This is a genomic window from Paenibacillus sp. PsM32, assembly GCF_030433815.1.
Classification (GTDB): domain Bacteria; phylum Bacillota; class Bacilli; order Paenibacillales; family Paenibacillaceae; genus Saccharibacillus; species Saccharibacillus kyungheensis.
This window is the reverse complement of the sequence record NZ_JARUWY010000020.1, coordinates 17,542-36,290: the sequence shown is the minus strand read 5'-3', so window position 1 is coordinate 36,290 and position 18,749 is coordinate 17,542. Positions and strand designations below refer to the sequence as shown.

The 18,749-nt window shown below is 40.4% G+C and carries 19 protein-coding genes; 8 read left to right on the top strand and 11 right to left on the bottom strand.

Features of this window, described 5'->3' with window-relative positions; genetic code table 11:
• Positions 1-9 precede the first annotated feature (9 nt).
• Positions 10-1,053 carry a phosphotransferase gene (locus QCD85_RS22490; RefSeq protein WP_301263930.1) on the bottom strand — a complete coding sequence of 348 codons (1,044 nt, stop codon included), beginning with the start codon at positions 1,051-1,053 and terminating at the stop codon, positions 10-12.
• Between the two features lie 335 nt (positions 1,054-1,388).
• Here QCD85_RS22490 and QCD85_RS22485 point away from each other — a divergent pair, with 335 nt between their 5' ends.
• On the top strand, positions 1,389-2,405 hold the full coding sequence (locus QCD85_RS22485; protein WP_301263929.1) for a substrate-binding domain-containing protein: 1,017 nt from the start codon (positions 1,389-1,391) through the stop codon (positions 2,403-2,405).
• A gap of 116 nt (positions 2,406-2,521) precedes the next feature.
• Here the strand turns inward: QCD85_RS22485 and QCD85_RS22480 are convergent, their stop codons facing one another.
• Positions 2,522-3,010 carry a phenolic acid decarboxylase gene (locus tag QCD85_RS22480; protein ID WP_204826052.1) on the bottom strand — a complete coding sequence of 163 codons (489 nt, stop codon included), beginning with the start codon at positions 3,008-3,010 and terminating at the stop codon, positions 2,522-2,524.
• A gap of 155 nt (positions 3,011-3,165) precedes the next feature.
• Between QCD85_RS22480 and QCD85_RS22475 the strand changes: the two genes are divergently transcribed.
• Positions 3,166-3,726 carry a PadR family transcriptional regulator gene (locus tag QCD85_RS22475; RefSeq protein WP_301263928.1) on the top strand — a complete coding sequence of 187 codons (561 nt, stop codon included), beginning with the start codon at positions 3,166-3,168 and terminating at the stop codon, positions 3,724-3,726.
• 120 nt (positions 3,727-3,846) lie between these two features.
• Here the strand turns inward: QCD85_RS22475 and QCD85_RS22470 are convergent, their stop codons facing one another.
• Positions 3,847-4,695 (bottom strand): aldo/keto reductase, encoded by an 849-nt coding sequence (locus tag QCD85_RS22470; protein WP_301263927.1) that lies wholly within the window; start codon positions 4,693-4,695, stop codon positions 3,847-3,849.
• Between the two features lie 136 nt (positions 4,696-4,831).
• Positions 4,832-5,347 (bottom strand): DUF2179 domain-containing protein, encoded by a 516-nt coding sequence (locus QCD85_RS22465; RefSeq protein ID WP_204826049.1) that lies wholly within the window; start codon positions 5,345-5,347, stop codon positions 4,832-4,834.
• A 275-nt stretch (positions 5,348-5,622) separates the two neighbouring features.
• Here QCD85_RS22465 and QCD85_RS22460 point away from each other — a divergent pair, with 275 nt between their 5' ends.
• Both QCD85_RS22460 and QCD85_RS22455 read left to right on the top strand, forming a co-directional pair.
• Positions 5,623-5,976 carry a hypothetical protein gene (locus QCD85_RS22460; protein ID WP_301263926.1) on the top strand — a complete coding sequence of 118 codons (354 nt, stop codon included), beginning with the start codon at positions 5,623-5,625 and terminating at the stop codon, positions 5,974-5,976.
• The gene (locus QCD85_RS22455; RefSeq protein WP_301263925.1) at positions 5,973-6,152 is read left to right on the top strand and encodes a hypothetical protein; all 180 of its coding nucleotides are present in this window, start codon (positions 5,973-5,975) and stop codon (positions 6,150-6,152) included. Before QCD85_RS22460 ends, QCD85_RS22455 begins: the two co-directional genes overlap by 4 nt.
• Before the next feature lie 150 nt (positions 6,153-6,302).
• Here the strand turns inward: QCD85_RS22455 and QCD85_RS22450 are convergent, their stop codons facing one another.
• From QCD85_RS22450 to QCD85_RS22430, 5 genes are all read right to left on the bottom strand, one after another.
• The gene (locus QCD85_RS22450) at positions 6,303-7,919 is read right to left on the bottom strand and encodes an FAD-dependent oxidoreductase (RefSeq protein ID WP_301263924.1); all 1,617 of its coding nucleotides are present in this window, start codon (positions 7,917-7,919) and stop codon (positions 6,303-6,305) included.
• A complete protein-coding gene (locus QCD85_RS22445) occupies positions 7,916-9,463 on the bottom strand; it encodes a DUF4127 family protein (protein ID WP_301263923.1) in 1,548 nt (515 codons plus the stop codon). The genes QCD85_RS22450 and QCD85_RS22445 overlap by 4 nt, the downstream gene beginning before the upstream one ends.
• A 476-nt stretch (positions 9,464-9,939) precedes the next feature.
• Positions 9,940-10,821 carry a carbohydrate ABC transporter permease gene (locus QCD85_RS22440; RefSeq protein ID WP_301263922.1) on the bottom strand — a complete coding sequence of 294 codons (882 nt, stop codon included), beginning with the start codon at positions 10,819-10,821 and terminating at the stop codon, positions 9,940-9,942.
• Positions 10,821-11,708 carry a carbohydrate ABC transporter permease gene (locus QCD85_RS22435; RefSeq protein WP_273614005.1) on the bottom strand — a complete coding sequence of 296 codons (888 nt, stop codon included), beginning with the start codon at positions 11,706-11,708 and terminating at the stop codon, positions 10,821-10,823. The genes QCD85_RS22440 and QCD85_RS22435 overlap by 1 nt, the downstream gene beginning before the upstream one ends.
• A 63-nt stretch (positions 11,709-11,771) precedes the next feature.
• Positions 11,772-13,055, bottom strand: coding sequence for an ABC transporter substrate-binding protein (locus QCD85_RS22430; protein WP_274171551.1), 1,284 nt, complete (start codon positions 13,053-13,055; stop codon positions 11,772-11,774).
• A 213-nt stretch (positions 13,056-13,268) separates the two neighbouring features.
• Here QCD85_RS22430 and QCD85_RS22425 point away from each other — a divergent pair, with 213 nt between their 5' ends.
• The 3 genes from QCD85_RS22425 to QCD85_RS22415 all read left to right on the top strand — a co-directional run bounded on the left by QCD85_RS22425 (position 13,269) and on the right by QCD85_RS22415 (position 14,757).
• Positions 13,269-13,766 (top strand): hypothetical protein, encoded by a 498-nt coding sequence (locus QCD85_RS22425; RefSeq protein ID WP_301263921.1) that lies wholly within the window; start codon positions 13,269-13,271, stop codon positions 13,764-13,766.
• Positions 13,767-13,987: 221 nt separating this feature from the next.
• The gene (locus tag QCD85_RS22420) at positions 13,988-14,212 is read left to right on the top strand and encodes a hypothetical protein (RefSeq protein WP_204826042.1); all 225 of its coding nucleotides are present in this window, start codon (positions 13,988-13,990) and stop codon (positions 14,210-14,212) included.
• A gap of 74 nt (positions 14,213-14,286) precedes the next feature.
• Complete coding sequence (locus QCD85_RS22415) at positions 14,287-14,757, top strand: hypothetical protein (RefSeq protein WP_301263920.1); 471 nt, start codon at positions 14,287-14,289, stop codon at positions 14,755-14,757.
• A gap of 79 nt (positions 14,758-14,836) precedes the next feature.
• Here QCD85_RS22415 and QCD85_RS22410 read toward each other — a convergent pair whose 3' ends face one another.
• Complete coding sequence (locus QCD85_RS22410; protein WP_273614008.1) at positions 14,837-15,400, bottom strand: acyl-CoA thioesterase; 564 nt, start codon at positions 15,398-15,400, stop codon at positions 14,837-14,839.
• A 123-nt stretch (positions 15,401-15,523) separates the two neighbouring features.
• Positions 15,524-17,926, bottom strand: coding sequence for a hypothetical protein (locus QCD85_RS22405; protein WP_301263919.1), 2,403 nt, complete (start codon positions 17,924-17,926; stop codon positions 15,524-15,526).
• A 148-nt stretch (positions 17,927-18,074) separates the two neighbouring features.
• Here QCD85_RS22405 and QCD85_RS22400 point away from each other — a divergent pair, with 148 nt between their 5' ends.
• A complete protein-coding gene (locus QCD85_RS22400; RefSeq protein WP_301263918.1) occupies positions 18,075-18,737 on the top strand; it encodes an MOSC domain-containing protein in 663 nt (220 codons plus the stop codon).
• The last annotated feature ends 12 nt before the right edge of the window (positions 18,738-18,749 follow it).

Below are 18,749 nucleotides of genomic sequence, written 5' to 3'. Positions count from 1 at the left end.
AAGTCTATATCATCTATAAGATTGCCATAACTGGATACACTGCTCTAGATGCTCCCATACTTCGGCTTGTTGCACATATAACTGAGCATGCGTCCAGATCGGTTGTTCCATCTGCAAATCTCGCTCTATTAATAACAACATCCAACTAGAAAAGATTATAGCAAATACGCTATATTGCTTTATCATATAGGACTTTGATTGTAACGGATTCACCTGTTGCTCCCAATATCGTGATAATAATCGTATCCGTAAATGTGTGTTCATCGCCCGCGGAAATAGGGGATGAGACAGATCGATCATATGATACAAATCCCATAACGGTATATTAAGATGACAATGCTCCCAGTCTAATATCATCAAGCGTCCTGTAGGCGTAACACCATAATTGCCTGCATGCAGATCCCCATGACATAGCACAGTAGATTGGTTCCATTTGCTTTGCTGAATCGCTTGCTTGAGCTGTGGCATGAAAGGTAACCAGTCGGTATGCGTCTTACCTTGTTGTACACGATCTTGCATCAATTGATGAATATCATCCCATTGTGATAATACTTGTTGTTGTAAGACTGTGATCGATGGCTTTTGCCCTTCCGTCGGCATATTATAAATCGACGAAGTAGAGACTTGATGATAGTTGGCCATCTGATCGATAACATTAATCAAAGTCTGTTCATGATGGACATGCTGAATCTCTCCTACATCTTCCATAACGATCCATGAAGACGTATACCTTTTATCATCTTGATCTGCATGAGTATCACTCGATAGATTATCGTTCCAGTCCTGCGTAGCATACGCGATTAATTGCGGATATTGGTCAGGCAATAGTGGCATAATATGCTTGTATATCCATAGTTCTTGGTACTGCTCTTGATGAACAGGTAATCTTTTTAAAATATAAGATTGCTGATTTGCTTTTAAGCGAAATCGTTCGATATTAGTTCCATGTAGACTGGTATAGATCACTTCTTGTTCACTTACATAATGATCATCTAATAACACATTCGCTGTAATCGCTTGTTTTACTACTTGTTGTAGATCTGATTGTTCCATCTATATTTCACCTGCCGTTGGTCAAAATGCTTGATATGTTGCTATTTATTATACGGTAAAGGGTTTGGAGTCGAAGATCAAGGTGACACCTATATGTTACTGAAACAGCTAATGCCAAAAATGTTGCTATGAACAAGTACTCTGATTACAGAGATGTTTGTATGTCTTTGTATATGATTAATCATCAATTGACAGCCTTTTGCAAAAAAATTAGTATTAGTCTGTTACAGCTTTGGGTATAGTGCTGAATAATATGATATTCGTATTCTTAGTAATAAGTGACCGATAAACGTCCATATATAGATGCAATAGATCCAGTACGAAGGGGTGGGCTTGTGAATCATAAAGTAACGATGAAAGATATCGCAGATCGGTTGAATATTAGTAGTGTAACCGTCTCCAAAGCGCTTGGAGATAAAGATGGTGTAAGCGATAGTCTAAAAGCAAAGATCAAACAAGTCGCCGAAGAAATGGGCTATCGTTATAATACAGCCGCCAAATCAATGAAAGACGGTCTATCCTACAATATTGGAGTGATGATCCCAGAGCGATTTACCGGCACCAATCATTCTTTTTATTTTCGCATGTATAAATATATTGCCAAAATTCTAGAGCAAGGTGGTTATTACGGTATTATGACTACATTAGGGGAAGAAGAAGAATCGACCCTTACTTTACCTCGATTGTATTATGAGCAAAAAATAGATGGTTTGATTATTTTGGGGCAGATTGGCAAGCCTTATATCGAAGCAATGCAGGAAATGCAGTTACCCAAAATTTTTCTCGACTTCTATGATGAGCATGTCGATATGGATGCTGTTGTTACCGATAATTTCTATGGAGCGTATGAGTTGACTAATCTGTTGATCCGCGGAGGTCATCGGGATATTGCTTATGTAGGTACACTTTATTCAACCAGCAGTATTCAAGATCGTTTTCTAGGATATTACAAATCATTGTTGGAGCATCGTATCCCTTTACAATCTCACTGGATATTGGATGATCGGGATGAAGACGGAACTTATATTGATATTCAATTACCTGATCCTATGCCTAGCGCATTTGTATGTAATTGTGATCAAGTAGCGCATAATCTGATTAACAAATTGCAAGATTTAGGCTATACCGTTCCTCACGATTATTCTGTTACCGGATTTGATAATGATATTTATGCGACACTTACCAGACCACCGCTTACTACGGTTGAAGTCGATGTAGAACGAATGGCCAAGCTTGCTGTGCAATCTATTTTAAAAAAAGTAAGCAATCCTTATTATACTTTTGGTCGTGCACTTGTACCTGGACGTGTAGTTGAGCGTGAATCGGTGATTCCATTGCATCCAGCGCCGTAACTATTAGCAGAAACGTAATAGAACATAAAAATAAAAGGAACGTCATGATGACGTTCCTTTTTGCTGTACCGATGATCCATAGAACTTATGATGGTCATCCTGTATATTATTAAATCTTATTTGAATTTACCTGCGCGAATATCATCTGTCATGCCTGGATATGGAGCTTTGGCAACGACTTGTTCATTGTCTACACCAGCATTTTCGATAAACGTGATATCTGCAAATTCAGGTACTACATATTTAGGATACGTTTCGTATTTTTCGCGGGATTCTTCCATCAAAGCGATATGGTCATTCTGGTAACACACCGTAATTTCAGGATGTTCATGTACCCATTTCGGGAAGAAAATAATACCATGCATCCGTTTTTCAAGCGGCATAAAGTTAAGTGCTACATCTGTACCTGTTGGTTCTGTCCATGCTACTTTGTATACACCTTCTGTTAATTTCACCAAATCTACTTCTTGATCGCGCACCCAACGTCCAGCTACCATACCACTATGAATACGGTAATCGATCGTATGATCATTTTTGATATAAATCTCATATTCCCAACCATTCTCATACGTATAAATCATGTGACTTCCTACAAAGTTTTCCATTGTACAGCACCTGCTTTCTGAAATGTAAATGCGATAATGATTTGTTTCTGATGTATTATGATTTCAATAAAACATGTAAATATCAACATGTTTATTTTAACACTATGGTATGCTATGGTCAAATATACGAATTGATATACAAAGGGGATTATAGAATGAGGGTATTAAAATTTGCGATTCTCGGTCTACTGTACCGTCAAGTGTACAGTGGTTACGATATAACCAGTCAATTTAAAAAAGAAATCGGACAGTTTTGGAGCGCCAAGCACAGTCAGATCTATCCAGAGTTGCGTAAGCTGGTAGATGAAGGACTTCTTCATTTTCGCACACAGATTCAAGGAGAAAAGTTAGAAAAGAAAATGTACACTATCACTGAAGCCGGGCGAAAAGAACTGTTAGCGTGGGCGATATCTCCAGAACCTTTACCTGAAACAGAAAAAGATGCGTTTATGCTCAAAATGTATTTTATCCATACATTATCCAAAGAAGAAGCAAAGACTCTTTTTCAAGATCAGCTTCAACAGCGACAAGACAAATTGGTATATTTACAACAGCAATATGATGACCTGATCCCTGTATTCGGTACAGAAAATACAGCTGATGCTATGTACTTCGATCATCCTCATCTGGGACATTATCTTGTGCTAACCAAAGCGATAGCGCGTGAACAAAGTTATGTAGTGTGGTTGGAGCAACAAATGAAGTTGTTTTTGTAGGCGATAGATCGAATATGTATAGACTGCTTGAACCAAAAAAAGACATCCATTACGGATGCCTTTTTTGTATAGTCTACGTTGGTTGTATAATCATAATCAGTGCTTCAAGATATGCTTGGTTTAAAATTCTTCATACTCTGCTGGATCTTGATCCCATAAGCGTTTGTTGTCTTTACTGAATGCAGAAATCGTACTCATTTGCTCTTCAGTTAACTCAAAATCGAAAATGTTCAAGTTCTCTTGTTGATGCTCTAGTGATCCTGCTTTCGGAATCGGTACAGCGCCTAACTGAGTATGCCAGCGTAAAACAACCTGTGTCGGTGTTTTGCCATGAGCGTCTGCAATTTCTTGCACACCTGCATCTTCAAGTACACCTTCTCCGCGACCACGACCGAGTGGACTCCATGATTCAGTAATAATGTTATGCTTATCATTTGCTGCACGCTGTTCTGTTTGTTCAAAATACGGATGCAATTCTACTTGATTCAGAACAGGCGCTACTCCCGTTTCAGCGATAATCCGTTCCAGATGTTCTGGCAAGAAATTACTTACTCCGATCGAACGTACATAACCGCGTTTTTGCGCTTCAATCATCGCTTGCCATGCTTCTACATATTTATCTACTTTTGGATTAGGCCAGTGAATAATATAGAGATCAAAATAATCCAGTCCTGTGCGAAGGAGCGATTCTTCGATCGTTACTAACGCTTTATCATACGCATGATGTCGTCCGGGTAATTTGGAGCAGACACGTAGTTGATCGCGTGGTACCGAGCTTTCGCGTACTGCTTTACCAACTGCACCTTCATTTTCATAATTAAAAGCAGAGTCAATCAGACGATAACCTGCTTCAATCCCTTGTTTGATCGATTCAGCACCTTTGTAACCATTCAGCGAATAAGTACCCAGCCCGATTGCTGGAATATCCAGTCCGTCATTCAGCTTTTTTGTTGGAACGTTCGTTTGCATATCAAAAGCCCTCCTCTTATTTTGCTTCAATCATTATTTAAACCATTGAACCGTTGGTAAACATGGCTAGCTTTGAAGAAGCTCGATATTGAGGGGTACTTTTCCGAATAGACTACTGATTCTATGACTGTATTATTTAACGCTTAATGGCTTTAGTCCAGAAACCACCATGGAATTCGCGCGGCTCAACCATAATTACAAACGCTTTGGGATCGACAGACAGGATAGTTTTATACAGGCTGTCCTGATTTTTGCGTTTGGCTAGAATCTCCATCACGATCCGGTCACCATCACGTCCTTGTCCAAGCCAGGATGTTACGCCATAACCTTTGTCTCGCAATACTTCTGCTAGTCGTTGATTCGGCACATCGCTAATTACTTTGACCGTAATATACCCGAGCGCAATCTTTTCCTCAATCCATGAACCGAGTAAAATCCCGAGTCCATATCCGATCGCATATACGGTGAGACTTAGCGGTTGATCCAGATATTTGAGCACCAAATTTAGTCCCATAACATAAATAACGACTTCGACAATACTGATCGCAGATGCTACATATTTTTGTCCTTTGAGTGTGAGTATCGTTCGTAACGTATATGCCGTTACATATACAATCTGAATCAGAAAAATAAACATTAGAATTTTAAGCATAACGTGCAAAAACACCTTTCTTCTTCAAAATAATCGTGTATGTCAATATCGATCTATAGATATTCAACCTCTACACTATCTCTTTCTACACATGGGATCAAGTATCAATTAAGGTTTTTCCAGAACGTCCATCTTTTTCCTCGCTCTAAATCAGCTTATAAATCGCTATAAATTACCCGTATCTCCAACCTCATTAGTTCTTTTTTATTATAAAATAAGAACATAAGTTCCCTAAAGTAACAAAATAAGGAAAACTATACAAAGGAGCTATTAGGATGGAACAGACCCTTTCGTTATCCGAGCAGTATCGTAGACAACTCAAGCAGATTGCATGGCGTATCCAGTATCGGAACAAAGTACGGATTCGTTCTGAACAGCAGTCACTCCATACACTGACCGAAAGCAATAAGTATACACCTTACCATATGGAAGAGTCGTATTCACATATTCTTCTTCAGGAACTTATTGATACCTTGCCTTCTGCGCAAGGAAAACATATTATTCGAGGATTGTATCTACACCAACAGACCGAAGCTGAATTAGCAGAACAACTACAAATTAGCCAACAGGCGGTGAACCGATGGAAACAGAAAAGCTTGCAGTATCTATCTCAGAAGATCAGTTCGTGAATCTATTAGATTTGGTTCAGCATCATCAGGATCAAAGTGCTATGTTAGAGTTACTTGATTATTATGAAGAAGACATGAAGCATCTGAGTAAATATTTACGAATGCCTTATGAAGATGCTATGCAGACGTTACGTACTGAATTGTTAGACCTGGTCACAGCAGGATTAGCAGAATGATCTTCATATTCAATTATGACCATCATAACGATATCTATTGTTCTACACGTTATCATTTTATGATGTATCCAAAAATAGCCTTCTGTCCATCGATCATACGGACAAAAGGCTATTTCATATATTAAAGATTAACAAAAGAAAAAGACTATATTACTGAGGATTCAATACTTCTTGTTCTACATCTTCCGGCCAGTGAATTACTACACCTGCTTCAAGCAACATCTCTTGATAGCGACTCACATGTTCTGTTGATTCGTAGACTTCACGCGGTGTAATACCTTGCTGAATCGCATAAGCAACTAGATATCCTGCGGACTCTCCAATATTCCATTCCACTGGATGTAGACGATAGCAACCGCCAGCAATCTGAGTCATACCAATATTTTTACAAGCGGGCAACAGATTTTTGACCCGTACCGGAATCAATGATCCTAATGGAATTTCAAATGGATAGTTAGGAATATAGAATGTACGATGCGATTTGACAGTTGGATGTAGATCCAGTGAATAACTACCTACACCGATACTATCTTCATATCGCTTAATTCCTTCTGCTCCCCGTAACTCTTTGCTTACATCATGCTCGGTAATCGTATATAACGCTTTGATCCGGCGAGATTCACGAATATAAGGCGCTTTGGCAAGTCCATCGGCAGTCCCTAGAATATCACCACGCAAACGAATACCCGGGAAGCCTTTGCCACCATCCAGACGTGGCGCTTCGGTCTGCAACCAGTATACCAATGAAAATGTAAGCTGGCGTGCACTTTCAAGGTTTTGGGTACGTTCATAGATCGGTACACCTGTTACAGCCCCTGCATAATAATCATTTTGCGCCCAATTCAATAGACTAACTTCTTGAATCTGTTCACGAAGGGGTTGTTGCCAGATCGCTGGATCAATAATACGGCGATAATCCCACAAAGAAGTGACCCCTTGATCATTTGGAAAAAGAGTAAATTCTTTTAACTTGGTCGTATCATTCGCATCAGAAGCATACCAGCTCAAAATCGGAAAGCGGGAAAACGAAGGCATATATTCACGCCAGTACTCATACTCGGCGGGCTTGTCGATTGTAAAATCTTCACCTTCTACATAATCTACTGCTGCTACATGAGTGATCGACTGCATATCCAGTGGATCTGCATGTTCTAGAGCATGCGGTTCATGGGTATCTGCTTTGGATTCAGCTCCACTTACAAATTCTGTTCCCGATTGTGCCAATAGGTCGCCTTCTTCGGTAGCATCTAGATAGTATTGACCGATCAATTGCGTATACTCATTTACTGTACCGATAGCTTGCGTATGACTTACAGTAACCGATACGATACGGTCATATTCTGTAGCTACTTCAACCGGCACAGTATGATATAACACTTGAATACGTTGCGTATGCAGATACGGAGACATCATTTCGTGCAGTACAGCAAGGGCTATCTTAGGCTCATGAGCTAATCGACTCACCCAGCCGTTACCCGGATTCAAGATCGGATTGTTCATCGCTTCATCAGTTAATGGGTAGTTACGACGATAATAATCGCGGACACGTTCACGAAATTCACGAAATGTCGCTGTTGCTCCAGTACGTTCGATCCAGCGATGTTCGTCCGGTGGAACTGCTTGTGATGTAAGCTGTCCACCTAACCAGTCAGTCGGTTCCGTTAAGGTAACTGTTAATCCTTGCTTGGCTGCGGCAAGAGCTGCCATACAGCCTCCTAGACCGCCACCGATTACAACAACATCTGTTTGTCTGATTTGTTCTGTCATGATTGTTCTCCTTTGTGATCTTGTACCGATTGATGCGTACGAATCGATAACCCTACTTCAAACATACGGTTCCATGGCATATAGCAATCTTGAATATCAATACGAACGCCATTTTCTTGCAAATGTTCCCCAATAAATTGCTCCAAATGACTACGCACCATTTCGGCAACATATCCTCGTTCACCGTCTAATTGAAATTTATCCAGACCTAATTCTTGGATCGGCCCATTGCTCAAATACTTACGTACCACCGAATCGTAGCCCAGATCTTCCACATATCGTAATGCTAGAAAATCCATATGTTCTTGAGTAGCACCATACATACGGTAGATCATCGATTGTGCTATCACCGTACCTAACGTATTAGAACTGGTATTCCATCCTGCATATCCTGCCAGTTGATACAGAATTCCACGCTGACGAAGCAAATCCAGTAATTCAAGATCGCCGCCATTGGCATAAGCGATATCGCCAATCGCTACAACAGCATCTGGATTACGATCCAATATGTAACCTGCATATTCGACCAGTTCTACAGTGGTTCGTTCTGTATCATAGTTAGCCGAAGGTGATCCTTGATAGACCGCTTCACCCATTTTCTCTCCTGCGGTATTCAGCAGTAACAAGATATCTGCGCTTTGTTCGTCTGAAGCCACCATGCCTCCTGCGGCAATAATCTGGTACTTCAATGTTTCATATAATCGGCGATCTTCATAAGCAGGAATAATAAATGCTCCATTCACCGAACTAAAGCGAACATACACTTGCGGAATATGGTTACTTAACTGATTGATCATACGAGCAACCAGTGTACAACCCACTTCATCTGCACCCGGATACATATAGACGCGTAATCCGAGACGTAATGCTCGAATACGTGTGCGCACTTCTTGTTGATCTCTAGCTGTATAGCCATAAGGAGCTGAATCGTCTTGCGGGAAAATCAGAAAATCGATCACACCTTGCTCTACATAATCCAGTGCCAATCGATTGATTTCTCGATTTACTGCACGCCGACCTAGATAATCATCCAGTACTTCTTGTGGCAAACGACTATTGATATCATCCAGTTCTTGCTGTTCTTCTGTCGTTAATGTGTGCTCTTCACCATAATGTTCTAGATATCCTTTGCGGAAAATTTCTCGTCCCCAATCGGCATAATAATCCGGTTCTTCATCAGAAGAAGAGTATTGCGGACATCGCATAATCAGTTGAAAAGCAAACAATTTGAGCGATGGATTCTGCTCTTTCAGTTGTTTTAATTGATCAAGCCGACGTGTCAACTCATCCATATCTAGTTCGTGCAGACGGGAAGGAACAATTCCACCATATAGCAATGTATCTAATGCAATCACTGCTCCGTCAGCCGATTGACATTCCAGCTTGGTCCATGTCCACAAGCGCTGTGTATCTGCGGCAATCTTTTTGCGCCCCATCCATTCATGAGGCGGACGAACAGCCTGATAAGAGGTTCCTCGTGTCAGTTCATACGGAAAATGATAATTACAAGGTCTTTCGTCTAAAGGTACAATCACCAATTTCATTGGGAATATGACTCCTTTGAGGTTACACCGCTTTGGGAACGATATCTTGCTTGTCGTCGCTGGTAAGATTGGATATCTTGATTTGACTGCTAAGCAGTCGATATCCAACCTTAAAGGCGAGCGCTTCGCTCTTTCAGCATGATATCGTTCCCTTCGCTCAGAGTAAGCTCGGCAATTTTCTATTTGGTGGGGCAGGAAAAGATGGACTGCTCGCTGTAAAGTTAGTGTTGTTTTGTTGTAAGGAATGCTTATAAGAGAGATAGTTAATTGCAAAGAAAAGAGATAGTTGAAAATGAATATTTGAAATAGAGCTTATTTTATTAAAAAGTATAGTGTTGATAAAATTTTTACTTGGGAATTATCAAAATTCTTTTCCAATTTAACGTTATCACTTTTGATTAAGATATGCTTTTCAGCAAGATTCTTATACATAACTGTATAGATAGTGGATCGTTTATATAGGTGTATTAATTTTGTTATCCTTTCACGGCTCCTGCTAAGCCTTCCATGTAGTAGCGTTGGGTGAACAGGAATACGACGATGATTGGGATTACGGAAATGATGGTTCCGGCGGCGATCCAGCCGAAGTTGTAGGAAAATTGTCCGTTAAGATATGTTAGTGCTGATGCTAATGGGTATTTTTCGGGATCATCTAGCACAACAATTGGCCACAGGAAATTGTTCCAAAATGCCATCACTTCGAGTAGCATAATAACGGCAATACCCGGTTTGACGAGTGGTAATACCAGTTGCCACCAGATGCGCAATTCAGATGCACCGTCCATTTTACCGGAGTCTCGAATTTCAGTCGGAATCGTTAAGAACGTCTGGCGCATTAAGAAAATATTAAATACCGATACTGCCGCAGGTAGTACTACACCTAGATACGTATTACCTAAATTCATCCATTGGATCGTTAAGTAATGTACGATCATTGCAGTAGATGATGGAATAATCATCGTAGCAATCAGCAGGGTAAACACCATATCTCTACCTTTAAACCGAAATACAGCTAACGGATAAGCCGTCATACAGGACAGCACAATATTAAAAACTACACCCATCACTGTAATAATGACCGTATTCATAATGTATTTAGGAAAGTTCATAAAGTTCCACACTTGCGCATAATTGCCGAAATTAATAAACGTCGGGAAAATCGCAGGTGGATTGGAAAATACATTACGACCTGGCATCAGCGATACACTGAGCAACCAGAGAAAAGGGCCAGTCATAAACAGCGCCAAAGCAATCAGCAAAATATACGTAATCGTATACCGAAATGCTTTTTTCCATTTACGTGCTTGCGGACCGGGCGTTTTGTAATTAGGTTTGGTATTTATCGTTGGATTATTCATCAGTACGTTTGCACACCGCCTTTCTTGTTCAGACGGAACACCAGTATACTCAAGATACCGACGATCACACTTACAATCAGACCAAGTGCTGACGCGTAACCAAAGTTAAATTGCACCAATCCTTTTTGATAAATATATAGACTGGATGTCAAAGTAGCCGTTCCCGGGCCACCTTTACCATTGGTTAGTACAAACACTTCGTCAAATACACGAATAGCCCCCATTAACGAGATTAATGTACAAAATAAAATATGCGGACGCAGTAAAGGGATTGTAATCCGGTAAATGGTCTGCCAGCGACTTGCTCCATCGATCATCGATGCTTCATACAGATCGGTTGGAATGGATTGAAGTCCAGCCAGATACAGCATCATATAATAGCCAAGCCCTTTCCACATCGTAATAAACATAATGACATACAATGCTGTGTTACTACTGGACAACCAGCCAACTTGCTCTTGAATAACACCCAATTGAATCAACGCATAGTTAATTACACCATTACTGCTAAATAACCAGCTCCACATCAGCGCGACCGCCACCATTGAGGTGACGACCGGGATATAATACGCTGCGCGAAAAGCTTTGATTAATGGAATTCGGCTATTGACCAGAATAGCCATTAAGATCGAAATAATCTGAATAATCGGTACAATCAACACATATACCATTGAATTCCATAATGACGCCAAAAAACTTTTATCTTGAAAAGCTGTTACATAATTGTCTAGACCTACATAATGCGTTTCTCCAATGACCGAATAATCGGTTAAAGATAACGGAAGTCCGTATACAATTGGCCATAACACGAATACAGCGACAATTAGCAGTCCAGGAGCCATAAATGCCCATGCGGCAAATGTTTCTGTTCTCATCCATTTCTTCATGTTCGTCCACCGCCTTTAAAGGGTCCGTCTTTGGTTAGGTTGCTGATCTGCTTGCAGAGCCCTTTAGTTTTGCGACAGAATTTGGTTTACTTCTTGTTCAGCTTCTGTCAATCCTTGTTTAGGGTCTTTCCCATTCATAAAGATTTCTTGCAATTGACGTGCAATCGCCGAGTTCACATCACCAGCATTCGGTACACCGACCATATAATCGACTGCTTTATCCAAACTTTCAGCAGAGACCACTTTGGCTTCCGATTCTAAAGTGCCATCATTTTCAGTAAAGAAGGAATCTTTGATCGATTCTTTGGTACTTGGCAATGTATTTGCTGCTTTGGCAAATGCGGTTTGGTTAGTCGCATTGGTCAAAAATTTCGCAAATTCAGCCGCTTGTTCTGCATTCGCTGATTTTAAAGGAACAACCACATTCATCGTATTCGACAAACGCACATCAGCTTTGCCTGTAGGAAGCGGAACAGCAATCGTATTTTTATATACATCTGGTGCTGATGTTTTGATAAAATTAATAAAAGTAGGGCCTGCAATTTCAAAAGCGGTCTGTTCACTGGAATAGTATTGAATCTGCTTATCAAAGTTAGCATCTTCTTTGACCAGTACGCCTTCTTGGATCAATCCTTGCATTTTCTGAATTAAAGCTAGGGTAGCAGGCGTATTAAATGCTGCTGCTGTTTTGTCGTCGTTTAAGATTGAAATGCCTTCAACCGGGAACATTCTAGCTGCAAATGTAGTTGCATATCCAGTGGCTCCTGTTTTGGCTTTGATCTGACGGGACCATTCATTGAGCTCATCACGCGTTTTTGGCGGATTTTTGGGATCAAGCCCTGCTTGCTTCACCAGACGAGTGTTCATAAATAACACTTCTGTTCCGGTATACCACGGCAATGCATACGCTTTGTTATCAAATACTGTCGAATTAAAAATACCGTCAAAATATGATTTTTTCTCATCATCGCTCATCCATTGTCCTAGATCAGCAAGCGCACCTTTAGAAGCCATTTGATTAGCAAATTCTGTATTTAAATTTACAACATCAGGTACGTTACCACTCGCGATTCCGGTTAATAACTTATTAGAAATAGCATCATATGGATAATCGCTCCATTCTACAGTTACCCCAGGGTGACTTTTTTGGTATTCTGATATTAAGCCATTAAAATAGTCATTGAACGTAGGTTGAAGAGCAATCGTCCAGAACTTCAATGTAACTTTGCCATCTTGTGCCTCATTATCTTTGGCGTCTGAACCACATGCACTGAGTAGAGATACACATAATGCAGCGAGTAGACATACTGACATCCAACTTCTAAATTTCTTTTTCACAATCTTCATTCCTCTCGTGTGGCAGTTATACTTTCTACGACCATCATGTAATATGTAAGATATCGCGGTGTTGATGCCAGAAACAGGCACCGTTCTACCTATGACACGAATTATAGCAAAACTAAATGTAACAAAAAAGGGATAGATAGGAATTAAAAGGTAATCCTTTTGTAATTAATTGTTTTTTTCTTACTAAATATGTGTAAAAGAAGGTGAATGTCTATGCAACCAGGATCGATTATATTGACCGGTATTATTGTAGTAGCCGTGGTTGCTGTTGCTGTTGTTCTCTGGATTGTTTTCCCTCTCAAAAAGGTAACGATACATCCGGCAGATCCTATATTGCCAGCTCAAGAACCACAACCAGATCACACAACACAAGAGCATCCAGCGCATCATCCCAATATTGTAGATTTATCTGCTTTTCGTGAACGCAAACATCTGACATCAGAACAAAAACATTCTGCTAAATCTGCTGATATCCAACTTAAAGATACAACTGTACCACCGGTATCTATTCCTCCCAAATTAGCAACTGTTCGCAATCTACATCAACCCAAGCAAGTCCAATCTTTTTCCAGTGGACGACTTCAAAAATGCTCGTATTGCAAAAAAGATGTCAAACACCTCACTTTTTATGCTAATGACAATGGTGGATTGGTAGGCGTCTGCAAAGACTGTGAACATATTGCCAAACGCCAAGATTTGCTCCCTTTATAAACGTAAGATGTAAGGCTGAAATTCTATGAATGTATAACCGCTGATTGCTGTGAAAATAGCTTTGCTATTTCTTGCGATTGTATTTATTTTCCAATTACGCAGAAATAGTCTTGCGACTCTTTTATGAATACGCTATTATTTAGAAATAGTTGTCATGTTCGGATAGATGTGGGTATTGTCATAACATTGATTTTAATACCGTTACTAATGTGGAGGTCATGATGAGTAAGTATCAATTTATATGGAGCGAAGGTGTATTAGGCTACGGTGGGACAACATCTCTCGGCATGATCGCCATGCATTATATAGATCATCGTTTTGTACTGACTTTTCATAGTATCCTCGAAGAAATCACAGATACGGTTCCTTTATTTTTGTTATGCGGCTATTTGTTCGGAGAAATGATGTGGCGTTGGAAAGCGCGTAAAACCGAGCAGAAAGAATAGTTCGGCGGTTAATCTCTACTCTATTTAAAATAAAAAATTGTATATTAATAAAAACTGACAAAGATATTTTATCAATGTCAGTTTTTTTGATCTTACAACGATTAACCATTTCAAACACTTCTTTTGACGAAAAGGAGACGATTAATATTTATATTATTTTTCTTATCGTGTTTTCGTATGTAGTTGGTATAAGCACTTACTTATTTAGTTTAGAAAACATCTATGGACAATCGATAGGCTCAGATTTAAGTTTTGTGATTGTTTTTAGTTTGCTAGCGTATATCTTAATATGTTGCCCGTTGTATTATGTAGTTATTGCTGTAATAGATAAGTGGTTTGATACATTCAAGAGTATTTTATATCCGATTGGATGTATGCTCATTTTCTTTATCCCTACTTTTGCTATTTTTCTCTTTTGGGGAGGTACTTCTCCATTCTCTCCCGAAGCAGGATTATTCTATCTATTTTATGTAGCTACAGGATTAGTATTCGGATTAGGATATTGGCTTATTAAAACTGCAACTCTTAAACAAAAATTTAACTGATGTAATCTATTACTTTTAATACTTATAAAATAAAAAGCCTGTACGCTCTAGTTGAGATAGAGTGTACAGGCTTTTGTTGTTATTCCCAGGGATATTCGGTAGTGAGGTAATCGGCAAATTCTTTGCTTTCTTCTCTACGTTGGCGACGCATCGCTGCTCGCGAAGGTGCGGTTTCGTGTAATTTGCGTTCTTCTTCTGTTTCTGGGATCACTGTCGGCACTTGCACTTTATGATTGTCTTCACCAATCGCTACAAAGGTAAGAAAGGCGGTCGCTGCGATGCGTTTCTCCCCTGTTTTGAGGTCTTCGCGTATCACTTTCACAAAAATCTCCATCGAACTGCGACCTGTCCATGTAACAAATGATTCTAGCGTAACCGAATCGGTCGGATTAATCGGATACAGAAAATCGACAGAGTCTGTAGAAGCGGTGACTGTATCTACACGACATAATTTGGAAGCCGTAATCGAAGCAATATCATCGATATATGACATCAATTTACCGCCAAATAATGTATTATGATTGTTCACATCGGTCGGGAATACACGGGATGTTTTAAAACAACGTGTTTCTCTTACATATTTACTTTCAACTTGTTGCGGTTTGGTCGGTTGACCTTGTCCCGCTTGAGATGACTGATCCATTGTTCTACCTCCCTATACTGATACCATCGTCTTTAGACTTGCTAGCTATCCTTATCATAGTCTTCTCCATGACGTGTTTGCAAATATAGCTTTCAGAAAATATACAAGGAATCAGCAAAACATTTACCATTTCGATGAACCTGATGAACGGCTACTGCCTCCGCTCCAACTGGAACTGCTAGATGAGCGACTTCCTCCACCAGATGATGAACCGCCTGAACCTCCGCCGGATGAACGCTGACGGCGCTTGCGCTCTTGCTCCTGATCATAGATCGCTTTGTATTCGAGAGCAATAAATTGCAGTATGCTTTCGCCTTCTTGCGCCTTTTGCTGTGCTTGTACAAAATAACCCTGACTGACCAGTTGCTGTAATTGTTCGATCAGTACATGAAGCATCGGAACATGGGTGGTAATCGCTGTTGTAAAATAACGGGCAGACAAATTCCGGTGTTCTTGCAGTAGCCTTTCGATCGCTTCCACAGCTTCTTGACGTTGTCTGGTCAGCTCTTCTACACGATCTACAAAAATCTTGGTATTGTTTGCCGCGTGATCTACAGCTTCTTTGACTTTCGACATATTAAGCAAGCTTCCACTTAGGATCTGCTGTGCTTGTTCTAGAGCATCATAGCTATTCGCTTGCACTTGCTGGGTATCGTCAGGATGAACTCTAATCGCTGCTTGCTGTTCATTAGCACGTTGATAATCTGCCTGTAGATTTGCCAAGCGCTGTTTCTCACTTTGCTTCTGATTGTCTAACAGGTCTTTGTAGCTTGTAATCTCGGTACGCAATTCCTCCATCCGAGATAGCGATTCTCTCACTTGTTCGCTCCATATATTGGCTTGACGATACTGTTGGATTTGATCATGTAGTGCATTTACAATTTGTGGAGTCAGTATATTGACTTCACCTTGTCTTTTCTGAATTTCTTGATAACGAGCTCCTTGTTCTTGGATATGAACATTGGCATACTCTCCTTGCAGACGACTTACTTCCTGATTATATACTTCAGGCATTGTGCGAAAATTTGTTATTTGCTGTTGCGCCATCGTCAATGTCTTGTTGGACTCATCCCGAAAACGAATCAGATCACTTACCAACTGACGGGCTTCTGCAATATCTTGCTCGATAACGGTCATACTTTGACGGATCAATTCTACATTACCGCCTGCTAGCAATTGAGTTAGCCTGATTTCTTCAGCTCGTGCATGTTCTAGCAAACGGAAAGGATCGTCTACCGTTAATTTAAGCTTTTCCCGTTCGACAATCGGACGTAATTCGTGTTCGGTATTGTCGATCTCAGCAGTATACCTTTGACTGCGTTGCACCCATTCTCCATACAGACGGATATCTTCTAACAGAACATCTAACCATTGATCTGCACGTTCAGCCGGTTCTTTGGCTTTGATAAAATCGAATTCATCCAACTGATCAGCTTCTTGTAAAATATGCTCAATCGTGGCGATTCGATCTTTCATTGCGGTCAGTGGATACTGGTACTGCTTTTCCAGATTTGCTACTGTCTGTTTCACTTGTTCCAGATTGACTTTGGATGCTTCAACCATTCCCCGTACAGTACGCGATAACTCGTCTATTTCTTGATGATGTTTTTGGACATTTGCCATATCGGTTGCCCACTCGGTCTGTTGTTGTTCGATATGTTCGAGATCGGTAGTCGACTTTTTGACAGAACCGATTGAGATGCGAACTGCATCTATCTGTTGCTGTAAAATAGCGATATGCGCATGTTCTTTCATCAATTGCGCTTGCAACTGTTCGATCATTTCTTTGGTCTGTCCGGTTACAAATCCCATTTCTAACTCTTTGAACAGATCAGATACAATCAAGCTATTGAGTGAGGTTGCGATCTGATCGTGCTGTACTTGTATCTGCTGACGGCGAGTTCGAAGCTTGCCCATCTGATTCAAGCGAATAATCAACCAGATCAAAAACCAGATCAGCGCAATCCCACCGATCAATAATGCAATCGCTGAACCCCAGTTTAATCCGACTTGTGCTAACTTTTGTGAAATGACTGTCGTGAATGGAACATGATTGATGTATTTATTAACTGCCAGCACACCGCCTACAATATCGCCATCTTGGGCAGAGGGAACAAATTCGTTATCGGTTACCCCTTGTACCGTGCGCTCATTGCTATTTGCAATTTTGTTAGCGAGTACTGCATTTTGAAATACCAGATGGACGTAATTCGGATTGGTTGTAATAACAAGTACAATATCGTTTTTGTCCAAATTGGAGCGGTCGTAAATCTGATTGGCATAAGCCAGCCCTTGGGCTTCATCCATACCTGTAGCTGTATTCACATACATCTGGTATTCTTGTCCGCTCAGTTCTGTATTAAGCTTGTCAATCTCACTACTGCTGAATAGTCCTACATCATCCCGTACAAATCCTTGTTGCTGTGCACTATAAGCAATCCCTGTCATACTTTGCAAGATCAACCAGCATACTAGCAATAACGGAAGCCATATGTTGAATTTGAATGTGCGTTTGTCTATCTTCATCTATCATTTCCTTTCTTCCCTGCTCAAAGGGGAGCCCTTAACAAAAAGGATATTTTGCTGAAAGAGATGTTCTAATAAAGTGGCTTATATTATGATAGAACACATAACAATATCTGTAATGCAATCCCAATCTGGAGGAAATGATCTTATGGTGAACCCTACTATATCTATGTTACCAAAATTATGTTCGTTAAACACAGCATTACCTGTAAATGTAGAGTGGAATAACAAATCCGTCTATACCGGATTTATCAAACGCCCTTCTACTCAATCATTACCCATTAGCTCGCAAGGAATTGAAGGTGATGGTCAAGGCGATCTCAAAAATCATGGTGGCCCTGACAAAGCCGCTTGTGTCTATTCCCAAGATCATTATGCCTGGTGGGCCAAAGAAATGGATCGTCCTTTCGAAGCGGGGGCTTTTGGGGAGAATTTTACAGTCACTGGATTGACTGAAGATGTGGTATGTATTGGAGATGTATACCGGATTGGAACAGCAGTTGTACAGGTCAGCCAACCCCGTCAGCCTTGCTTCAAGTTATCTGCTCATCTGGAACGTAAAGAAATGATCATGCGCGTACGGGAGACCGGATATTCTGGATTTTATTTTCGTGTATTGGAAAATGGAGTTGTGCAAGCTGGAGATGAATTTGAAATGATTCGCCGTGAAGGGAATGGAAGTACAATCGCCGCATGTAATCGGATACTGTATGATGAACGTGGCGATACACCGACTCTGCGTCAACTATTAGCGGAACCTGCTCTAGCAGAATCACTTCGTAAGCATTTGAGTAAACGGTTGGCAGATTGATTAGATGACAAC